The 17,655-nt window shown below is 69.9% G+C and carries 14 protein-coding genes and 1 pseudogene; 12 read left to right on the forward strand and 3 right to left on the reverse strand.

Features of this window, described 5'->3' with window-relative positions:
- Positions 1-515 precede the first annotated feature (515 nt).
- From ACRAWB_RS05690 to leuA, 3 genes are all read left to right on the forward strand, one after another.
- Positions 516-1,643: a bifunctional lysylphosphatidylglycerol flippase/synthetase MprF gene (locus tag ACRAWB_RS05690; RefSeq protein ID WP_431352433.1), complete on the forward strand. Its 1,128-nt coding sequence runs from the start codon at positions 516-518 to the stop codon at positions 1,641-1,643.
- Entirely contained in the window at positions 1,640-2,074 is a 435-nt protein-coding gene (locus ACRAWB_RS05695) for a phosphatidylglycerol lysyltransferase domain-containing protein (protein ID WP_431352434.1), read from the forward strand. Before ACRAWB_RS05690 ends, ACRAWB_RS05695 begins: the two co-directional genes overlap by 4 nt.
- 137 nt (positions 2,075-2,211) lie before the next feature.
- On the forward strand, positions 2,212-3,978 hold the full coding sequence (leuA, locus tag ACRAWB_RS05700) for a 2-isopropylmalate synthase (RefSeq protein WP_431352435.1): 1,767 nt from the start codon (positions 2,212-2,214) through the stop codon (positions 3,976-3,978).
- Here the strand turns inward: leuA and ACRAWB_RS05705 are convergent.
- Positions 3,975-4,745, reverse strand: coding sequence for a trimeric intracellular cation channel family protein (locus tag ACRAWB_RS05705; RefSeq protein WP_431352436.1), 771 nt, complete (start codon positions 4,743-4,745; stop codon positions 3,975-3,977). The two genes, leuA and ACRAWB_RS05705, sit on opposite strands and share 4 nt — an antisense overlap.
- 144 nt (positions 4,746-4,889) lie before the next feature.
- On the opposite strand from ACRAWB_RS05705, the pseudogene recO reads away from it, so the two are divergent.
- From recO to ACRAWB_RS05720, 3 genes and pseudogenes are all read left to right on the forward strand, one after another.
- Positions 4,890-5,629 (forward strand): annotated as a pseudogene (gene recO, locus ACRAWB_RS05710) (DNA repair protein RecO).
- Positions 5,626-6,444: an isoprenyl transferase gene (locus ACRAWB_RS05715; protein WP_431352437.1), complete on the forward strand. Its 819-nt coding sequence runs from the start codon at positions 5,626-5,628 to the stop codon at positions 6,442-6,444. The pseudogene recO and the gene ACRAWB_RS05715 overlap by 4 nt, the downstream one beginning before the upstream one ends.
- 29 nt (positions 6,445-6,473) lie before the next feature.
- The gene (locus ACRAWB_RS05720; RefSeq protein ID WP_431352438.1) at positions 6,474-7,145 is read left to right on the forward strand and encodes a DsbA family oxidoreductase; all 672 of its coding nucleotides are present in this window, start codon (positions 6,474-6,476) and stop codon (positions 7,143-7,145) included.
- Between the two features lie 173 nt (positions 7,146-7,318).
- Here ACRAWB_RS05720 and ACRAWB_RS05725 read toward each other — a convergent pair whose 3' ends face one another.
- Together ACRAWB_RS05725 and ACRAWB_RS05730 are read right to left on the reverse strand one after the other, a co-directional pair.
- A complete protein-coding gene (locus ACRAWB_RS05725; protein ID WP_431352439.1) occupies positions 7,319-8,041 on the reverse strand; it encodes an endonuclease domain-containing protein in 723 nt (240 codons plus the stop codon).
- 312 nt (positions 8,042-8,353) lie between these two features.
- Complete coding sequence (locus tag ACRAWB_RS05730; RefSeq protein ID WP_431352440.1) at positions 8,354-8,776, reverse strand: aminoacyl-tRNA deacylase; 423 nt, start codon at positions 8,774-8,776, stop codon at positions 8,354-8,356.
- A gap of 138 nt (positions 8,777-8,914) precedes the next feature.
- Between ACRAWB_RS05730 and dusB the strand changes: the two genes are divergently transcribed.
- The 6 genes from dusB to ACRAWB_RS05760 all read left to right on the forward strand — a co-directional run bounded on the left by dusB (position 8,915) and on the right by ACRAWB_RS05760 (position 17,655).
- Entirely contained in the window at positions 8,915-10,105 is a 1,191-nt protein-coding gene (gene dusB, locus ACRAWB_RS05735) for a tRNA dihydrouridine synthase DusB (protein ID WP_431352441.1), read from the forward strand.
- Complete coding sequence (locus ACRAWB_RS05740) at positions 10,095-11,417, forward strand: deoxyguanosinetriphosphate triphosphohydrolase (RefSeq protein ID WP_431352442.1); 1,323 nt, start codon at positions 10,095-10,097, stop codon at positions 11,415-11,417. The genes dusB and ACRAWB_RS05740 overlap by 11 nt, the downstream gene beginning before the upstream one ends.
- A 73-nt stretch (positions 11,418-11,490) precedes the next feature.
- Complete coding sequence (locus tag ACRAWB_RS05745; RefSeq protein ID WP_431352443.1) at positions 11,491-12,762, forward strand: DUF4282 domain-containing protein; 1,272 nt, start codon at positions 11,491-11,493, stop codon at positions 12,760-12,762.
- Between the two features lie 47 nt (positions 12,763-12,809).
- On the forward strand, positions 12,810-14,669 hold the full coding sequence (gene dnaG, locus ACRAWB_RS05750) for a DNA primase (protein WP_431352444.1): 1,860 nt from the start codon (positions 12,810-12,812) through the stop codon (positions 14,667-14,669).
- A 166-nt stretch (positions 14,670-14,835) separates the two neighbouring features.
- Positions 14,836-16,464 carry an ABC transporter substrate-binding protein gene (locus ACRAWB_RS05755; RefSeq protein ID WP_431352445.1) on the forward strand — a complete coding sequence of 543 codons (1,629 nt, stop codon included), beginning with the start codon at positions 14,836-14,838 and terminating at the stop codon, positions 16,462-16,464.
- A 93-nt stretch (positions 16,465-16,557) separates the two neighbouring features.
- Positions 16,558-17,655, forward strand: coding sequence for an ABC transporter permease (locus ACRAWB_RS05760; protein ID WP_363809000.1), 1,098 nt, complete (start codon positions 16,558-16,560; stop codon positions 17,653-17,655).

The following is a 17,655-nucleotide window of genomic DNA, read 5'->3' on the forward strand; positions in this document are numbered from 1 at the left end:
GATCGGCGGCACGATCATGGCGGCGAGCGCGTTCGCCGGGACGCTGTGGCGCCGCCGCATCCGGGTCATCACACTGCTCGTGGCGGTGATGTACCTGCTGTACTCCGGGCTCCCGTCCGACCTCTACCGCCTGCTCGCGGTGCTCACCGGGCTGGCGCTCGGCCCGCTGCTGCGTCAGCGGAAGATCGCGGCCGGGTGGCTGCGCAGCTCCCATCACGAGGTCCGCGTGCTCCTCGCCTCCGCGGTGACGATCACCGCGCTGGGCCCGGTGATCGGCCTCCTCGGTTCGACCCGCTACGGGATGCTGTCGCCGGTCGGCCTGTTGTTCAGCAACGAGGCGCCGAGCGCGTCGTCGGTCGTCGAGCGCTGCCAGGCGTTCGCGGTGACGCGCGAGTGCGTCCGCGACCTCACCCTCGAGCGGATCAACGGGCTCGGGCCCGTTCTGCTCTCCGTGCTGCCGCTGCTGCTCCTCCTCGTCGCCGCGTACGGCCTCGCTGCGCGGGCGCCGGTTCGCGGTGTGGCTCGCGGTCGCCGTGAACGGCCTGCTGGCACTGCTCTCGGCTCTGTACTACGGCATCCTGCCCATCGCGTCCGCGCGCCCGTCCGTCTCGCCGCGGTACTGGGAGGTCACGGCCATCCTGGCGCTGTCGACCCTCGTTCCGCTGGCGATGGCCATCCTGCTGGTGATCTTCCGCCGGCACTTCACGGTGATGCCGTCGGCGCGCGCGGTGCGGCGCTACGTCCTGCTCGTCGTCGCCACGGGACTCGGACTGATCGTGCTCTACGTGCTGGTCGGCTGGCTCCAGCGCGACACCGGCTTCACGCGGCCGGTGGACGTGGGCGACCTGCTCGCCGACGTGCTGGAGCGGTTCGTCCCGGTCAGCTTCCTCCGGCGGGAGCCGGTGCAGTACCTGCCGACCACGCCGCTCGCGACCATCGTCTACCACAACATCGGGACCGTGTTCTGGCTGGTGGCCATCATCGGCGCCCTGGCGCCGATGCTCGGCCGGGGCCTCCGCCGAGGAACGGACGACTCGGTGCGCGTCCGCAGGCTGCTCCACCTGGGCGGCGGGGACGCCATCTCGTTCATGGCGACCTGGCCCGGGAACTCGTACTGGTTCGACCCGGAGCGCGGAGCAGCGATCGCGTACCGCGTGGAGGGTCGCGTCGCGCTCACCATCGGCGGCCCGTTCGGCGCTCCCACCCCGCACGACGGCGCCATCCAGGGCTTTGCGCGCTTCTGCGACGACAACGGGTGGATCCCCGTCTTCTACAGCGTCGAATCCCGCTACCGCGGCCTGTTCGAGCGGCTGGGCTGGTCCACCATGACCGTGGCGGAGGAGACGGTCATCCGGCCGCAGCTCTGGGCGACGACGGGCAAGAAGTGGCAGGACGTCCGGTCGTCCATCAACCGGGCGCAGCGGGCCGGCATCCGGGCCGAGTGGACGTCGTACAGCGCGCTCCCGCTCGCCGACGCGTTGCAGCTCTCCGACATCTCCGAGCAGTGGGTCGCCGAGAAGGACCTCCCCGAGATGGGCTTCACGCTCGGCGGGATCGATGAGTTGCGCGATCCCGAGGTGCGGCTCATGCTCGCGGTCGCCGAGGGGAGGGTGACGACCACGGCCGCCGCATCGAGGCTGTGACCAGCTGGCTGCCCACGTACCGCAACGGCATCGTCGTCGGCTGGACGCTCGACTTCATGCGCCGCCGCCCCGACAGCATCAACGGCGTGATGGAGTTCCTGATCGCCGAAGCCGCGACGCGGATGAAGGAGGACGGCATCGAGTTCATGTCGCTCTCCGCGGCGCCGCTCGCGCACACCGCGGCCACACCCGACGACGAGAAGGACGCCATGGATCGCGTCCTCGGCTACCTCAGCTCATCGCTGGAACCGGTGTACGGCTTCCGGTCGCTGCTCAAGTTCAAGCGGAAGTTCCAGCCCGAACTGCACCCGCTGATCATGGCCTACCCGGACCCGGTGGCCCTGCCGGCGATCGGCATCGCGCTCACCCGCGCGTACCTCCCCGGGCTGTCCGTACGGCAGACCGCGTCGTTCGTGCGAGGACGCGCCTGACCGCGCGTGGTAGCGTTGTGTCTGTGTACGGTCTGCTCCTCCTTAGCTGCCGCGACGAGTCCTAATCCCGGGCCTCACTCGTCGCGGAGTTCGTCGTCGGCTCTCCCCAGCACACGAGTGAAGGATTCGAGAAGACCATGAAGAACACCCAGGCGCCGAGCGCCATGCCGATCCACAAGTACCGGCCGTTCCACGAGCAGATCCGCGTCGACCTGCCGGACCGCACCTGGCCGTCCCAGCACATCACGCAGGCGCCCCGCTGGTGCGCCGTCGATCTGCGCGACGGAAACCAGGCCCTCATCGACCCGATGAGCCCCGAGCGCAAGCGCATCATGTTCGACCTGCTGGTCCGGATGGGCTACAAGGAGATCGAGGTCGGGTTCCCGTCCGCGAGCCAGACCGACTTCGATTTCGTCCGCAGCCTGATCGAAGAGAACGCGATCCCGGACGACGTCACCATCCAGGTCCTGACGCAGTCGCGCGAGCACCTGATCAAGCGCACCTACGAGTCGCTGGTCGGCGCCAAGCAGGCGATCGTCCACCTGTACAACTCCACCAGCATCCTGCAGCGGGATGTGGTGTTCCGCACCGACCAGCAGGGCATCGTCGACATCGCGCTCAGCGGCGCACGTCTGTGCCGTCAGTTCGAGTCGCTGGTCCCCGGCACGACCATCTACTACGAGTACTCGCCCGAGTCGTACACGGGCACGGAGCTCGAGTTCGCCGCTGACATCTGCAACCAGGTGCTGGAGATCTTCGAGCCCACCCCCGAGCGCAAGGTCATCATCAACCTGCCCGCGACGGTCGAGATGGCGACGCCGAACGTCTACGCCGACTCGATCGAGTGGATGTCGCGCCACCTGAACCACCGCGAGAACGTCATCCTGTCGCTGCACCCGCACAACGACCGCGGCACCGCCGTCGCCGCGGCCGAGCTGGGCTACATGGCCGGCGCGGACCGGATCGAGGGCTGCCTGTTCGGCAACGGCGAGCGCACCGGCAACGTCGACCTGGTGACGCTGGGCGTCAACCTGTTCACGCAGGGCATCGACCCGCAGATCGACTTCAGCGACATCGACCAGATCAAGCGCACGGTCGAGCACTGCAACCAGCTGCCGGTCGGCGAGCGCAGCCCGTGGGGAGGCGACCTGGTCTTCACCGCGTTCAGCGGCTCGCACCAGGACGCCATCAAGAAGGGCTTCGAGGCCATGGAGGCACGGGCCGAGCGCGAGGGCGTCACCGTCGACGACCTGGTCTGGGCGGTGCCGTACCTGCCGGTCGACCCGAAGGACCTGGGCCGGTCGTACGAGGCGGTCATCCGCGTCAACTCGCAGTCGGGCAAGGGCGGTGTCGCGTATCTGCTGAAGACGGACCACTCGCTCGACCTGCCGCGCAAGCTGCAGATCGAGTTCTCGGGCGTCGTGCAGGCGAAGACGGACGCCGAGGGCGGCGAGGTCACCAGCGGCCAGATCTGGGACATCTTCCAGGACGAGTACCTGCCGGCTCCCGCCTCCGACCCGGACGCCAAGTGGGGCCGGTTCGAACTGGGCGCGACCACCACGTCGAACGAGACCGGCGAGCACGTCGTCCTCACGGTGACGCTGCGCGACGGGGATACCGTCTCGAAGGCCACCGGCGAGGGCAACGGCCCGATCGCGGCGTTCTTCGACATCCTGCACCAGCACGGCGTCGACGCCCACCTGTACGACTACTCGCAGCACACGCTGTCGGCGAGCGAGTCCGCGCTGGCGGCGGCGTACGTCGAGGTGGATGTGGACGGCCAGCGCCGCTGGGGCGTCGGCATCGACGCGGACACGACCACGGCGTCCTTCAAGGCCGTCGTCTCGGCGGTCAACCGCGCGGTGCGGAGCCAGCAGGGCGCCGAGGAGCTGGTCTCGGCCTAAGCCCGTTCGCCTCCCGCGCTACTCGCCCTTGTCGATGCGATAGCGCGGGATGGCGCCGGTCTCGGTGCGCTCGGTGGTCTGCGCCGCGCTCTGGCGTCGGGCGAAGCGCGGCCAGCGCATGCGGGGATGCGTCCCAGCTCGCGCTGCTCGGGCAGGCTCCAGCCGAACCGGACCGCGAGCAGGCGGATCACAGTCGTGACGACGACGCAGACGATCGCGGCGACGGTCAGCGGGACGCCGAGGTCGATCATGACCACCAGAACGATGGTCCCCGCGCCGGCCGCCACCGCGTAGAGCGAGCCGACGTGCATCAGCGCGATCGGCAGGTTGAGCAGCATGTCGCGCAGGATCGACCCGCCGACGGCCGACACCACGCCGACGAACACCGCGGGAACCTCCGGCAGCCCGAGCGCCAGCGCCTTGCTCGCGCCGATCGCGCCGAACAGGCCGATGGTCAGCGCGTCCAGGAAGGTGATGAGCGGGTCCAGCCTCCGGAAGAGGCGGATCAGCAGCATCCCGAGCAGGGCGGCGACGACGGTGCTCGGGAGGTACCAGTTCGACTGCAGCGCGACCGGCGTGACGTTGAGCAGGATGTCGCGCAGGAGTCCGCCGCCGACGCCGGTCGCGACGCCGATGATCGCGACGCCCAGCAGGTCGAGCCGGCGGTCGCGGAAGCCGGCGGCGAACATCGCGCCCTGCAGGCTGCCGATGCCGACGGCGAGGAGGTCGCCCCAGAGAGGGATGGCCAGGACGGTCGTGCTGCTCACCACCCATAAGTACCATGCGCGCATCCGCCTTCTTGTCAGCGCGGTGGAGCTAGGAGCAGCGCGGAGCGATGCCGCGACCCCAGCGCCGAGGGAGCCTGCGACCGAGGTTCGACGCACTGTCAGCCCAAAGCGAGATACTGGAGTGTGCCGACCTATCGTGATGAAGCCGTCGTGCTCCGCACCCACAAGCTGGGCGAAGCCGACCGCATCGTCACCATGCTCAGCCGCCAGCACGGCAAGATCCGCGCGGTGGCGAAGGGGTGCGGCGCACGGCGTCCCGGTTCGGGTCGCGGCTGGAGCCGTTCATGGTCGCCGACGTGCAGCTCTACGAGGGCCGCTCGCTCGACGTCGTCACCCAGGCCGAGACCCTGGGCGCGTACGGCGCGCTCATCGCCGACGACTACGCCAGCTACACCGCGGCGAACGCGATGGTCGAGACGGCCGACCGGCTGACCGACGCCGAGGCGTCCCTGCAGCAGTACCTCCTCCTGGTCGGCGCGCTGCGGTCGCTGTCCCGCCGCGAGCACGGCCCCGGGCTTACGCTCGACTCCTACCTGCTGCGGGCGCTGTCCCTCGCCGGATGGGCGCCGAGCTTCCAGGACTGCTCGCGCTGCGGCGCGCCCGGCCCGCACACCGCGGTCGTGGTGCAGCTGGGCGGTGTCGTCTGCGCCGACTGCGCGCCGCAGGGCGCCCCGAAGGTCGACGCCGACACCATCGCGGTGCTCGGCGCGCTGCTCACCGGCGACTGGGAGACGGCCGAGGCGGCGTCCGAGACCACGCGCAACCGCGCCAACGGCGTCGTCGCCGCGTACACCCAATGGCACCTGGAGCGCGGCCTGCGCTCCCTGCAGCACGTCCAGCACGACACGAAGGCGAGTGGATGAGTCCGAAGCCGTACACGCACAAGGATGCGGTGGAGTACCGCCCGCTCGACTGGACCGGGGTCTACCCGCCGGCGTTCCCTGCCGGGAGCGTGCCCTCGCACGTCGCCATCGTCATGGACGGCAACGGCCGCTGGGCGAACCGCCAGGGCCTGACGCGCATCGAGGGCCACCGCGCGGGCGAAGCCGCGCTGCTCGACGTGGTGGCGGGCGCCATCCAGGCCGGGGTCAAGCACCTCAGCGTGTACGCGTTCTCGACCGAGAACTGGAAGCGGTCGCCGGATGAGGTGCGGTTCCTGATGGGGTTCAACCGCGAGGTCCTGCACCGTCGGCGCGACCAGCTCAACGAGTGGGGCGTGCGGGTCCGCTGGGCCGGGCGCAAGCCGAGGCTGTGGTCGTCGGTCATCAAGGAGCTGCAGTACGCCGAGCAGCTGACCGCCGGCAACGACATCCTCACCCTCACGATGTGCGTCAACTACGGCGGGCGGACCGAGATCGCGGATGCGGTGCGGACCATCGCCGAGGAGGTCGCCGCGGGTCGGCTGCGGCCGTCCGCGGTGAGCGAGAAGACCATCCAGCGCCACCTGTACCTCCCGGACATGCCGGACGTCGACCTGTTCGTGCGCAGCTCGGGGGAGCAGCGGACCAGCAACTTCCTGCTCTGGCAGAGCGCGTACGCCGAGATGGTGTTCCTCGACACGCTGTGGCCGGACTTCAGCCGGACTGATCTGTGGGACGCGATCTCGTTGTATCTGGGACGCAGCCGCCGGTTCGGGGGAGCGGTCGATGCGCCGACGGCTTCGGCGGTGGCGGAATAACTGCAGTCGTGCAGGATGTTGCCCTTGAGGTGAGCGAACCCATCAAGATCGACATCTGGTCCGACATCGCCTGCCCGTGGTGCTACATCGGCAAGCGCAAGTTCGAGGCGGGCAGCGGCCTGTTCGCCGGCGCCGGCGAGGGCCGCGACGTCGAGGTCGAGTACCACTCCTTCGAGCTGTCGCCCGACACCCCCGTCGACTTCGACGGCAGCGAGATCGACTTCCTGTCCGGCCACAAGGGCATCCCGGCCGCGCAGGTCGAGCAGATGCTGAAGCGGGTGACCGGCATCGCGTCGTCCGTCGGCCTCGAGTACGACTACGACAACCTCCAGCACACCAACACGGTGAAGGCCCACGAGCTCCTGCACTTCGCGAAGGCCCACGGCAAGCAGCTCGAACTCTCGGAGCGCCTGTTCCGCGCCTACTTCGTCGAGGGCCGGCACGTCGGCCGGACCTCGGACCTCGCGGACCTCGCCGCCGAGATCGGTCTCGACCGCGCGGAGGCTCTTGCCGCGCTGGAGTCGTCGCAGTACCTCGCCGACGTGCGCGCCGATCAGGCGACCGCGGCCGAGTACGGCATCAACGGCGTCCCCTTCTTCGTGATCGACGGCAAGTACGGCGTCTCCGGCGCGCAGGACGCGCAGACGTTCGCCCGGGTCCTCGAGCAGGTCTGGACCGAGCGCGCCGCGGTGACCGCGTGACCGCCGCCGAGGCGGCTGGCGCTGCGCCTGCGGCGCCCGCGCCGGCGGCGCCCGCCCCCGCCCCACGCCCATCCCTCATCCCGCTCGGCGCCGCCGCCGCCGTCTGCGACGGCGACACCTGCGCCCTCCCGTAGCCATCTACTCGTCCCAACACGCCGTTATCGACCGCCTCTTTACGGCGTGTTGGGACCACTAGATCTCAGCGCGGAGCGGATGCGCGCGAGCGCTTCGCGCGCGCCGTCGGCCATGTGCGCGCTGTTGATGCGCACGACCCGCCAGCCGATCGACTCGATGATGTATAGACGGTCGATGTCGGTGTTCCACTGGCGGCGGTCGGACCGGTGGTGGTCCCCGTCGTATTCGACGACGACCCGCGCCGCCGGGAAGACGAGGTCGCCTGACGCACGGATCCGACCCGTTGCGTCCGCGATCGCGTAGTTGACGGCCGGTTCCGTCAATCCGGCGCGGATGATCGCCAGCCGGAGGACGGACTCCATCGGCGAATCCGTCCGAGCCCGCACCAGCTCGATCGCCTGCCTAAGCTTGCGCACCCCTGGCCGGCATCCGGCCGCGCTGACGGCCTCCTGCAGCGTGCGCTGCGCGCACAACGGGTGCTTGCGGCGGAGAAGGGCGTCTCCGGCGATCACCAGCTCGTCGACCGTCAGGATGGCTGCCAACTGGCACCACACCTCTGCCGGTTCCGGAACCGGAAGACCGTCGATCTCTGTCAGCGTCGGGCCGGTCGCGAGAGCGTGTCCTGTTACGCCGCGTCCCTTCGGCGCCCTCGCCGGGAGCACACAGCTGACGTCGATCTCCGCATCGCGCACGCGGGTCGGGAGCGGCAGACCGTACAGCGCAGCTGCCGTGGCGTGGCTGAAGAACAATCCATGGATCATCACCGTCCGGTAGGCCTCGCACCGGAGGCGGATCTCCGGATTCATCTCGGCCGCCAGGCGCGTGCCATGGAAGGGCGATGTCAGATCGGTGCGCCGCAGCCGCTGCGGGGCACTCCCTGCCGCCGCGCCGCGGCTACGGAGAAAGCGGACAGCTGCAGCGCCGGTGGAAGAGGCTGGGCGGTTCTCATCCAGCCACCCTGCCCGACGTGCCGAAAGCGCGCCGGAATCTATCCACAGGCCACCACCTACTCGTCCCAACACGCCGTTATGGGCCGGGCCTTAACGGCGTGTTGGGACGAGTAGGTGAAGGGGCTATTCGGGGTCGGTGATGTCGGCGACGGTGGCGCCGTAGGCGGCGATGAGCGCGTCGGCGTCGACGAAGAGGGAGTAGCCGTGCTCGCCGGCGCCCATCGAGACCGTCCGGCCCGGGATGGTCGCGTCGGCGACCACCGGCCATGCCGTCGTGCTGCCGAAGGGCGTGATCGTCCCGCGCTCGTAGCCGGTGGCGGCGAGGGCGACCGACGCATCCGGCAGCTGCAGCTTGTTGACGCCGAGGACGGCGCGCAGCTTCGCCCATGCGATCTTGCGTCCGCCGGGCACCAGCGCGAACACGAAGGTGTCGTCGCTGCGCTTCACGACCAGCGTCTTCACGATGTCCGACGGCTGCAGGCCGAGCAGCGAGGCCGCCTCCTCCAGGCTCCGAGCGGCCGGACGCTCGACGATGCGGATGTCCACACCGCGCGCCGCCGCGTCCGCGCTCACACGTTCGCGGCCGGGCGGAAGTTCTCCACCGCTGGGCGAAGTGGATGAGTTGTCCACCGATTCCGGGCTCTCGGCCATGGCTCAGCACGCTTTCTGGGAGAATCGAATGAGATGTCTACCACAGCCACCCTAAGCCACGCCCCTCAGCTGACCATCGGTCCGCTGGGGCTCGACGTGCCTGTCGTCCTGGCGCCGATGGCCGGGATCACCAACACCGCCTTCCGCAGGCTGTGCCGCGAGTTCGGCGCCGGCCTCTACGTGAGCGAGATGATCACCTCGCGGGCGCTCGTCGAACGCACGCCCGAATCGCTCCGGCTCATCACGCACCACGAGTCCGAGACGCCGCGCTCCATCCAGCTGTACGGCGTCGACCCCGTCACTGTGCGCGAGGCGGTCACGATGCTCGTCGCGGAGGACCGGGCCGATCACATCGACCTCAACTTCGGCTGCCCGGTGCCCAAGGTCACGCGCAAGGGCGGAGGAGCGGCGCTGCCGTGGAAGCTCGGCCTGTTCCGCGAGATCGTCGAGGGCGCCGTGAGGGCGGCGGGCGACATCCCGCTGACCATCAAGATGCGCAAGGGCATCGACAGCGACCACCTCACCTACCTCGAAGCGGGCCGCATCGCCGAGGGCGCGGGCGTCGCGTCCATGGCGCTCCACGCGCGCACGGCCGCGGAGTTCTACTCCGGGCACGCCGACTGGTCGGCCATCGCGAAGCTGAAAGAGACCATCACGTCCACCCCGGTGCTGGGCAACGGCGACATCTGGTCCGCGGCCGACGCGATCCGGATGGTCGAGGAGACCGGCTGCGACGGCGTCGTCGTGGGCCGCGGGTGCCTGGGGCGTCCCTGGCTGTTCGGCGACCTGGCCGCGGCGTTCCGCGCACGGGCGGGCGAGATCAGCGCGGCAGAGGCCGACGCGGCGCAGGCCCACCCGACGCTGGGCCAGGTGGCGCAGACGTTCCGCCGGCACGCCGAGCTGCTGGTCGAGTTCTTCGAGAGCGAGGAGCGCGGCTGCCGCGACATCCGCAAGCACGTGGCGTGGTACTTCAAGGGCTACCCGGTGGGCGGAGACCTCCGAGCGAGCCTCGCGACGGTCGACACCCTGCAGCACCTCGACGACCTGCTCGCGACCCTCGACTGGGACCAGGAGTACCCCGGCGAGGCGGCCGAGGGCCAGCGCGGCCGCGCGGGCTCGCCGAAGCGGCCGGCGCTGCCGGAGGGCTGGCTGCAGAGCCGCGACCTCGACGGCGCGCAGCGCGCCGAGGTCGCCGACGCGGAGGTGCACAACAGTGGTGGATGACGTGGCGGCGACCACGCGCAACGACGCCGAACGCGGGCGCGGTGCAGAGCGGGACGCCCGGGCGGCGGCCGCGGACGGCTACACCGAGCACGACAGCGAACGCTGGCTGCCGGAGCTCCACTCCAACCGACGGAGCGACTTCGCCCGTGATCGGGCACGGCTGCTGCACTCCAGCGCCCTCCGCCGGCTGGCGGCCAAGACGCAGGTGCTCAGCCCGACCGCCGGGCTCGACTTCGCCCGCAACCGGCTGACGCATTCGCTCGAGGTCGCGCAGGTCGGGCGTGAGCTCGCCAACAGCCTCGGGCTCGACCCCGACATCGTCGACACCGCCTGCCTCGCCCACGACATCGGGCATCCGCCCTTCGGGCACAACGGCGAACGCGCCCTCAACTCCTGGGCGGAAGACATCGGCGGCTTCGAGGGCAACGCCCAGACCCTCCGACTGCTCAGCCGGCTGGAGCCGAAGGTCTTCGGCCGTGACGGGCGGCCGTACGGCCTCAACCTGACGCGCGCCAGCCTCGACGCGAGCTGCAAGTACCCGTGGCCGGCCTCGTCCTCGGTGCCCGACCCGAGCGGACGGGCGAAGTTCGGCTTCTACGACGACGACCACGCCGTCTTCGAGTGGATGCGCGCCGGCGCCCCCGAGCGCCAGCGGTGCATCGAGGCGCAGGTCATGGACCTCTCCGATGACATCGCCTACTCGGTGCACGACTTCGAGGACGCGGTGGTCAACGGCTACATCGACGTCGCCGCGCTCGGCAGCCGGGTCGACCACGAAGACCTCGTACAGTCGATGCACGAGTGGGTCGGCGGCGAAGTCAGCCATCAGGAGCTGATCGAGGCGTTCGACCGGCTCGACTCGATGGACATCTGGCTCGACGGCTGGGACGGCTCCCGCCGTTCGCAGGCGCGCCTCAAGAACCTCACCAGCCAGCTGATCGGCCGGTTCGCCCACGCCGCCGTCCACGCGACGAAGGAGTCGGCGGGTCGCACCGACCTCATCCGCTTCGGCGCCGACGTCGTCGTGCCGCTCGGCATCCAAGCCGAGATCGCCGTGCTCAAGGGCATCGTCGCGACGTTCGTCATGTCGCGGAACACGCGGCAGCCGATCTACGCGCAGCAGCGGCAGATCCTGACGACGTTGGCCGACCTGCTGTACCAGCGCGGTCCTGCGGAGCTCGACCCGGGCTTCGCCGAGGACTGGCGCGATGCCGACACCGACGCGCAGCGCCGCCGGGTGGTCGTGGACCAGGTCGCCAGCCTCACCGACCAGTCCGCGCTCAGCTGGTACGAGCGACTGGTCCAGCACTGACGTCCGGACGACCGGGCTTGAATCCGGCCGCCCTGTGCAGAATGCTGGGGGACAGGCCTTCAGGAGGAGACGAATGAGCACCGCACTACCGCCGTCGGACGACGACCGCCCCACCGAGGGCGAGTCGGCGGAGGCGAACCCGGCCGCGCCGGAGAAGCCCCGCCGCACTCCGCGCGCGTCCACCGGAACCGGTGCGGGACGGACGACCACCTCCCGCTCGACGGCCAGGAAGACGGTCTCCACCGCCGCGGATGAGACCCCGACCGGCGCGGACGGCGCCGTGCCCGCGGACGGGACTCCGTCCAAAGCCGCCGCCGTCAAGGCGACCACCACGCGCAAGACCGCGACCTCGAAGGCCGCCGGAGCGTCCGCCACCGGCGCGGCGGCGGCCAAGAAGCCGTCCACGCCGCGCACGCGTCGCACCACCGCGAAGCCCCCGGCGATCGCCCCCGAGGGCGAGGCTCCCGGCATCATGGATGCCGCCCTCGGCGCGCGGGAGCCGCTGGCCGGGGAGTCGAAGACGGCTGCCACGACCGCCGACACCTCCAGCTCGCCGGTCGAACCCCTGGCGGAGACGGACGTCGCGACGACCAAGCGCCTCCCCACCGCGGAGGAGGTCTACGCGGGGACGACCGCTGCGGGCGACGCGGCCGGTGACACCGCGAGTGCCGCCGTGGACCAGGAGGCGACCATCGTGCCGCCCGAGCCGAGCGAACCGGTCGAGCCGGTCGCCGCGACCGGCCCCGACGTGTCCGGGTTCGAGACGACACCGGATGCGGCGCCGACGTCCGAGACGACAGTCCCGGACGCGACCGTCGAGACGACCGCCGCGACGGAGCGCCTGGAGCCGGTCGCCGACTCCAGCGCCACGACCGCCGAAGCGCAGGCCGGCGCTCATCCCGCCGCCGTGCCCGCCTCGCCGGGCGTCTCCGGCCCCACGCCTGCCGGCACCGCGCCTGCCGGCACTGCGCCCAGCACCGCCCACCCGGGCGCCCACGGCCGCACCGTGAACGACCTCGCCGACCGGCTCGACGACTCGCGGTTCTTCTCCTCGCTGTTCGACTTCACCTTCACCAACTACGTCACGCGCAAGCTGGCCGGTCCGGTGTACGTGGTGGGCCTCGTCCTCATCGGGCTCGGCATCGTCGTCGGCTTCGCCAACTCGCTCACCTCGGCGATCGCGACGCACGCTCCGATCGGGGCGTTCGTGTTCCTGTTCGGCGTGCTGATCACGCTGGTGGGGGCGATGCTGGCGGTGCTGCTGCTGCGCGTCGGCATCGAGGTGTTCTGCGCCATCATCGAGATCGCCCAGAACACGCGGCGTCGGCGTCCACCGAACGAGTAATCCACAGGCCGCCGTGAGCGTCGGTCCGGCTCACTAGAATCGAGAGCATGGCCGGCCGGATTCGACAGAGCGACATCGAAGAGGTCAAGGCCCGCACCAACATCGCCGACATCGTCGGCGACTACGTCAGCCTCAAGACCGGCGGTGTCGGCGCGCTCAAGGGTCTCTGCCCGTTCCACGACGAGAAGAGCCCCAGCTTCTACGTGCGCCCGGGCGTCGGCCGCTACCACTGCTTCGGCTGCGGCGAGGGCGGCGACGTCTACGAGTTCCTGCTCAAGATGGACCACGTGTCCTTCACCGACGCCGTCGAGCGTCTTGCTGCGCGGATCGGCTACCAGCTCCACTACGAGGAGGGCGGCGGCGGCCCGTCGGAAGGGTCGGGCAACCGCGCCCGCCTGCTCGCCGCCAACTCCGCCGCCGAGGAGTTCTTCCGCAACCGCCTTTCGGCGCCGGACGCAGATCCGGGCCGCCGGTTCCTGGGGGAGCGCGGCTTCGACGCGAACGCGGCCGCCCACTTCGGCGTCGGCTTCGCCCCGAAGAGCTGGGACGAGCTCACCAAGCACCTGCGCGGCAAGGGCTACACGCAGGAGGAACTGCTCGCCGCCGGCCTGGTCTCCCAGGGCGACCGCGGCGTCTACGACCGTTTCCGCGGCCGGCTGATCTGGCCGATCCGCGACGTCACGGGCCAGACCATCGGCTTCGGCGCCCGCCGCCTGCTCGACGACGACAAGGGCCCGAAGTACCTGAACACCCCCGAGACCGCCGTCTACAAGAAGGCGCAGGTGCTCTACGGCCTCGACCTCGCCAAGCGCGACATCTCGCGACAGGACCAGGTCGTCGTCGTCGAGGGCTACACCGACGTCATGGCCTGCCACCTCGCCGGCATCACGACCGCCGTCGCGACCTGCGGTACGTCGTTCGGCGTCGACCACATCAAGGTGATCCGCCGGGTGATGGGCGACGACAACAGCCAGGGCTCCGTCATCTTCACCTTCGACCCGGACGCCGCGGGCCAGAAGGCCGCCACCCGCGCGTTCGGCGAGGAGCAGCGCTTCTCCGCTCAGACCTACGTCGCCGTCGGCCCCGACGGCCTCGACCCGTGCGACCTGCGCCTGGCGAAGGGCGACGACGCGGTGCGCCGCATGATCGACGCCCGCAAGCCGATGTTCGAGTTCATGATCCGCCAGGTGGTCGAGCGGTTCGACCTGGATTCGGTGGAGGGACGCACCGCCGCCCTGCGCGCCGGCGCCCCGATCGTCGCGACCATCCGCGACCCTGCCTCGCAGAGCGGCTACACCCGCGAGCTCGCCCGCCTCTCCGGCGCCGAGCTGCAGGATGCGACCCGCGCGGTCCGCGCGGCCCAGCGCAGTGGAGGCCAGCGCGCCGGCGACACCCGTGAGCGCCCGACGTCCCCGTACGACGCCGCCGCCGCAGAGCAGCAGCCGCGCCCGCTCCCGCAGGCCGACCTGGCCGACCCGACCCAGCGCACCGAGCGCGAAAGCCTCATGGTGCTTCTGCAGCTTCCCGGCGAGGTGGGCGCCGAGCGGGCCGCCCGCGCGGTGCAGGTCCCGTTCGTGAACCCGACCCACGCCGTCGTGCGCGATGCCATCGCGAGCCAGCTCTCCACGCTGGCGCAGCCGGGCTGGGTGGACCGCGTGCTCGCCGAGGTCCCGCAGGCCTACGCTCCGACGGTCAACGCCCTGGCGGTCGCCGCGCTCCCGCAGGACGGCGACACGGGACGCTACGCCCGCTCCATCGTCGACGGCCTCATCGACCGCGACCTGCTGCGCGAGAAGGCCGAGCTCACCGCGCGCCTCGGCCGCACCGAGGATCCGGAGCTGCGGCGGCAGATCTCGATCGCCATGGTCGCCATCGAATCCGAGCGACGTCGCCTTCGCGGCGAGTAGCCTTCCGCGCTCTTTTGTTGCGCTTGTGTGAAGATCGCGCCCGGATCCGCATTCGAATGCATGTTCCGTGAGGATTCCGTGCTAGGAAAGTCATCACGCGAACGGCGATCACGCACGCCTGCAACGACGCCGCCGCGCATCCCACACCAGGAAGAGGTACTCGGATATGACATCCGCACACAACGGTGGACGGCGCCTGCTCGCCGTATCCGCCGCGTTCGCGGCCGCGGCACTGGTGCTCGCCGGCTGCTCGGGCAGCAACAACGGATCCGGCGGCGGTGGCGGCGCGATCACCGTCGGCACGACCGACAAGATCACGTCGATCGACCCGGCGGGCTCGTACGACAACGGCTCGTTCGCCGTGATGAACCAGGTCTACCCGTTCCTGCTGAACAGCCCCTACGGCAGCCCGGACGTCAAGCCGGACATCGCCGAGAGCGCCGACTTCACGTCGCCGACCGAGTTCACGGTCAAGCTCAAGCCGGGTCTGAAGTTCGCGAACGGCCACGACCTGACCTCGTCGGATGTGAAATTCACCTTCGACCGCCAGATCAAGATCAACGACCCCAACGGCCCCGCGTCGCTGCTCGCGAACCTCGACAGCGTCTCCACGCCGGACAAGACCACGGTCGTCTTCAAGCTCAAGGTCCCGAACGACCAGACCTTCGCCCAGGTGCTCTCGAGCCCGGCCGGTCCGATCGTCGACGAGCAGGTGTTCTCCGCTGACAAGGTCACGCCGGACAACACGATCGTGAAGGGCCACCCCTTCGCCGGCCAGTACGACATCACGAGCTACGACTTCAACAACCTCATCGCGTACAAGGCGTTCGACGGCTACAAGGGCATCCTCGGCAAGCCGGCCACCGCGAAGGTGAACGTCAAGTACTACGCCGAGTCGTCGAACCTGAAGCTCGACATCCAGAAGAACGCGATCGACGTGGCCTTCCGCAGCCTGTCGGCCACCGACATCTCGAGCCTCGAGGGCAACAACAAGGTCAAGGTCGTCAAGGGCCCGGGTGGCGAGATCCGCTACATCGTGTTCAACTTCAACACCCAGCCGTTCGGCGCCACCACGTCCGACGCGGACGCCAAGAAGGCTCTCGCAGTGCGCCAGGCCGCGGCCGACCTCGTCGACCGCGCGGCCATCGCCGACCAGGTCTACAAGGGCACGTACACCCCGCTGTACTCCTACGTCCCGGACGGCCTGACCGGCGCCACCACGGTGCTGAAGGACCTCTACGGCGACGGCAACGGCGGCCCGAGCCTCGACAAGGCGAAGGCGGCGCTGCAGGCGGCCGGAGTGACCACCCCGGTGAGCCTCAACCTCCAGTACAACCCGGACCACTACGGCCCGTCCTCGGGTGACGAGTACGCGCTCGTGAAGGAGCAGCTGGAGAACGGCGGCCTGTTCAAGGTCAACCTGCAGTCGACCGAGTGGGTCCAGTACTCGAAGGACCGCACCGCCGACGTGTACCCGGCCTACCAGCTCGGCTGGTTCCCGGACTACTCCGACGCCGACAACTACCTGTCGCCGTTCTTCATCAAGGACAACTTCCTTGCGAACCACTACGACAACGCCGAGGTCCAGGACCTCATCGCGAAGCAGGCGGGCACGACCGACAAGGGCGAGCGCACCAAGCTGATCGAGGAGATCCAGGCCAAGGTGGGCGCCGACCTGAGCACCCTGCCGCTGCTGCAGGGCTCGCAGGTCGCGGTCGTCGCGAAGGGCGTGTCGGGCGCGGACAAGACGCTCGACGCCTCCTTCAAGTTCCGTTACGGGGCGCTCTCGAAGTAACCTCGGCGACGAGCGAAAACGCTCTGAGCTGAACCGGGGTGGCTCGCTGACGCAGCGAGCCACCCTCTCCACGAACCACCACGATTGGCTTCCATGACAGCGACTGTCAGCACCGCCGACGCCGGGACGACCCCCGGCCCCGAGCGGACGAAGGCGAAGCGGCGATCGGGAGGCGGCCTCGGCCGTTACATCCTGGTCCGCGCTCTCCTGATCATCCCCACGATCTTCATCCTGGTCACCGTCGTCTTCTTCCTGATGCGGTCGACCGGTGACCCGATCACCGCGTCGCTGGGCGGCAAGCTGCCCCCGGCGCAGCTCGCACAACGGGTGCACGAGGCCGGCTACGACCGGCCGATCATCGTCCAGTACTTCGAGTACCTGGGCCAGCTGCTGCGCGGTGACTTCGGCACGACGTTCACGGACAACCAGCCGGTCACGCAGGTGCTCATCACCTACGGCGCGGCGACCCTCGAGCTCGCGTTCTACGCGCTGATCGTCGCCTTCATCGTCGGCATCCCGCTCGGTCTCATCGCGGCGTACTACCGCGACAAGGCGCAGGATGCGACGCTTCGCATCTTCGCGATTCTCTTCTACGCCACGCCCGTGTTCTTCGTCGGCCTCGTGCTGAAGCTCATCTTCTCGATCTGGCTGGGCTGGCTCCCGGTCGCCGGACGCGCATCCACCAGCTCCGAACTGGAGATGCAGACGCTCGACAACAAGACCGGCATCTACCTCATCGACGCGTTCCAGACGGGCGACCCGGCCGTCGTCGGCGACGTGCTGCTCCACGCCCTGCTGCCCGGCATCGCCCTGGGCCTCCTGACCGCGGGCATCTTCCTGCGTCTGGTGCGCACGAACGTGATCGGGACGCTGTCCACCGACTACGTGGACGCCGCCCGCTCCCGAGGCGTGCCCGAGTCGCGGCTGCTCCGCAAGCACGCCTACCGGCCGGCCCTCATCCCGATCATCACGGTCATCGGCCTGCAGATCGCCCTGTTGCTCGGCGGCGCGGTGCTGACCGAGTCGACCTTCGAGTGGAAGGGACTCGGCTTCCAGCTGGTGCATTACCTCCAGGCGCGCGACTTCGTCGCCGTGCAGGGCATGGTGGTGCTGCTCGCGGTGATCGTGACCCTCACCAACTTCGTGGTCGACGTCATCGCGGCCCTCATCGACCCGAGAGTGAGGTACTGA

Origin of the sequence: Leifsonia poae (genome assembly GCF_050632865.1) — a bacterium.
Classification (GTDB): domain Bacteria; phylum Actinomycetota; class Actinomycetes; order Actinomycetales; family Microbacteriaceae; genus Leifsonia; species Leifsonia poae_B.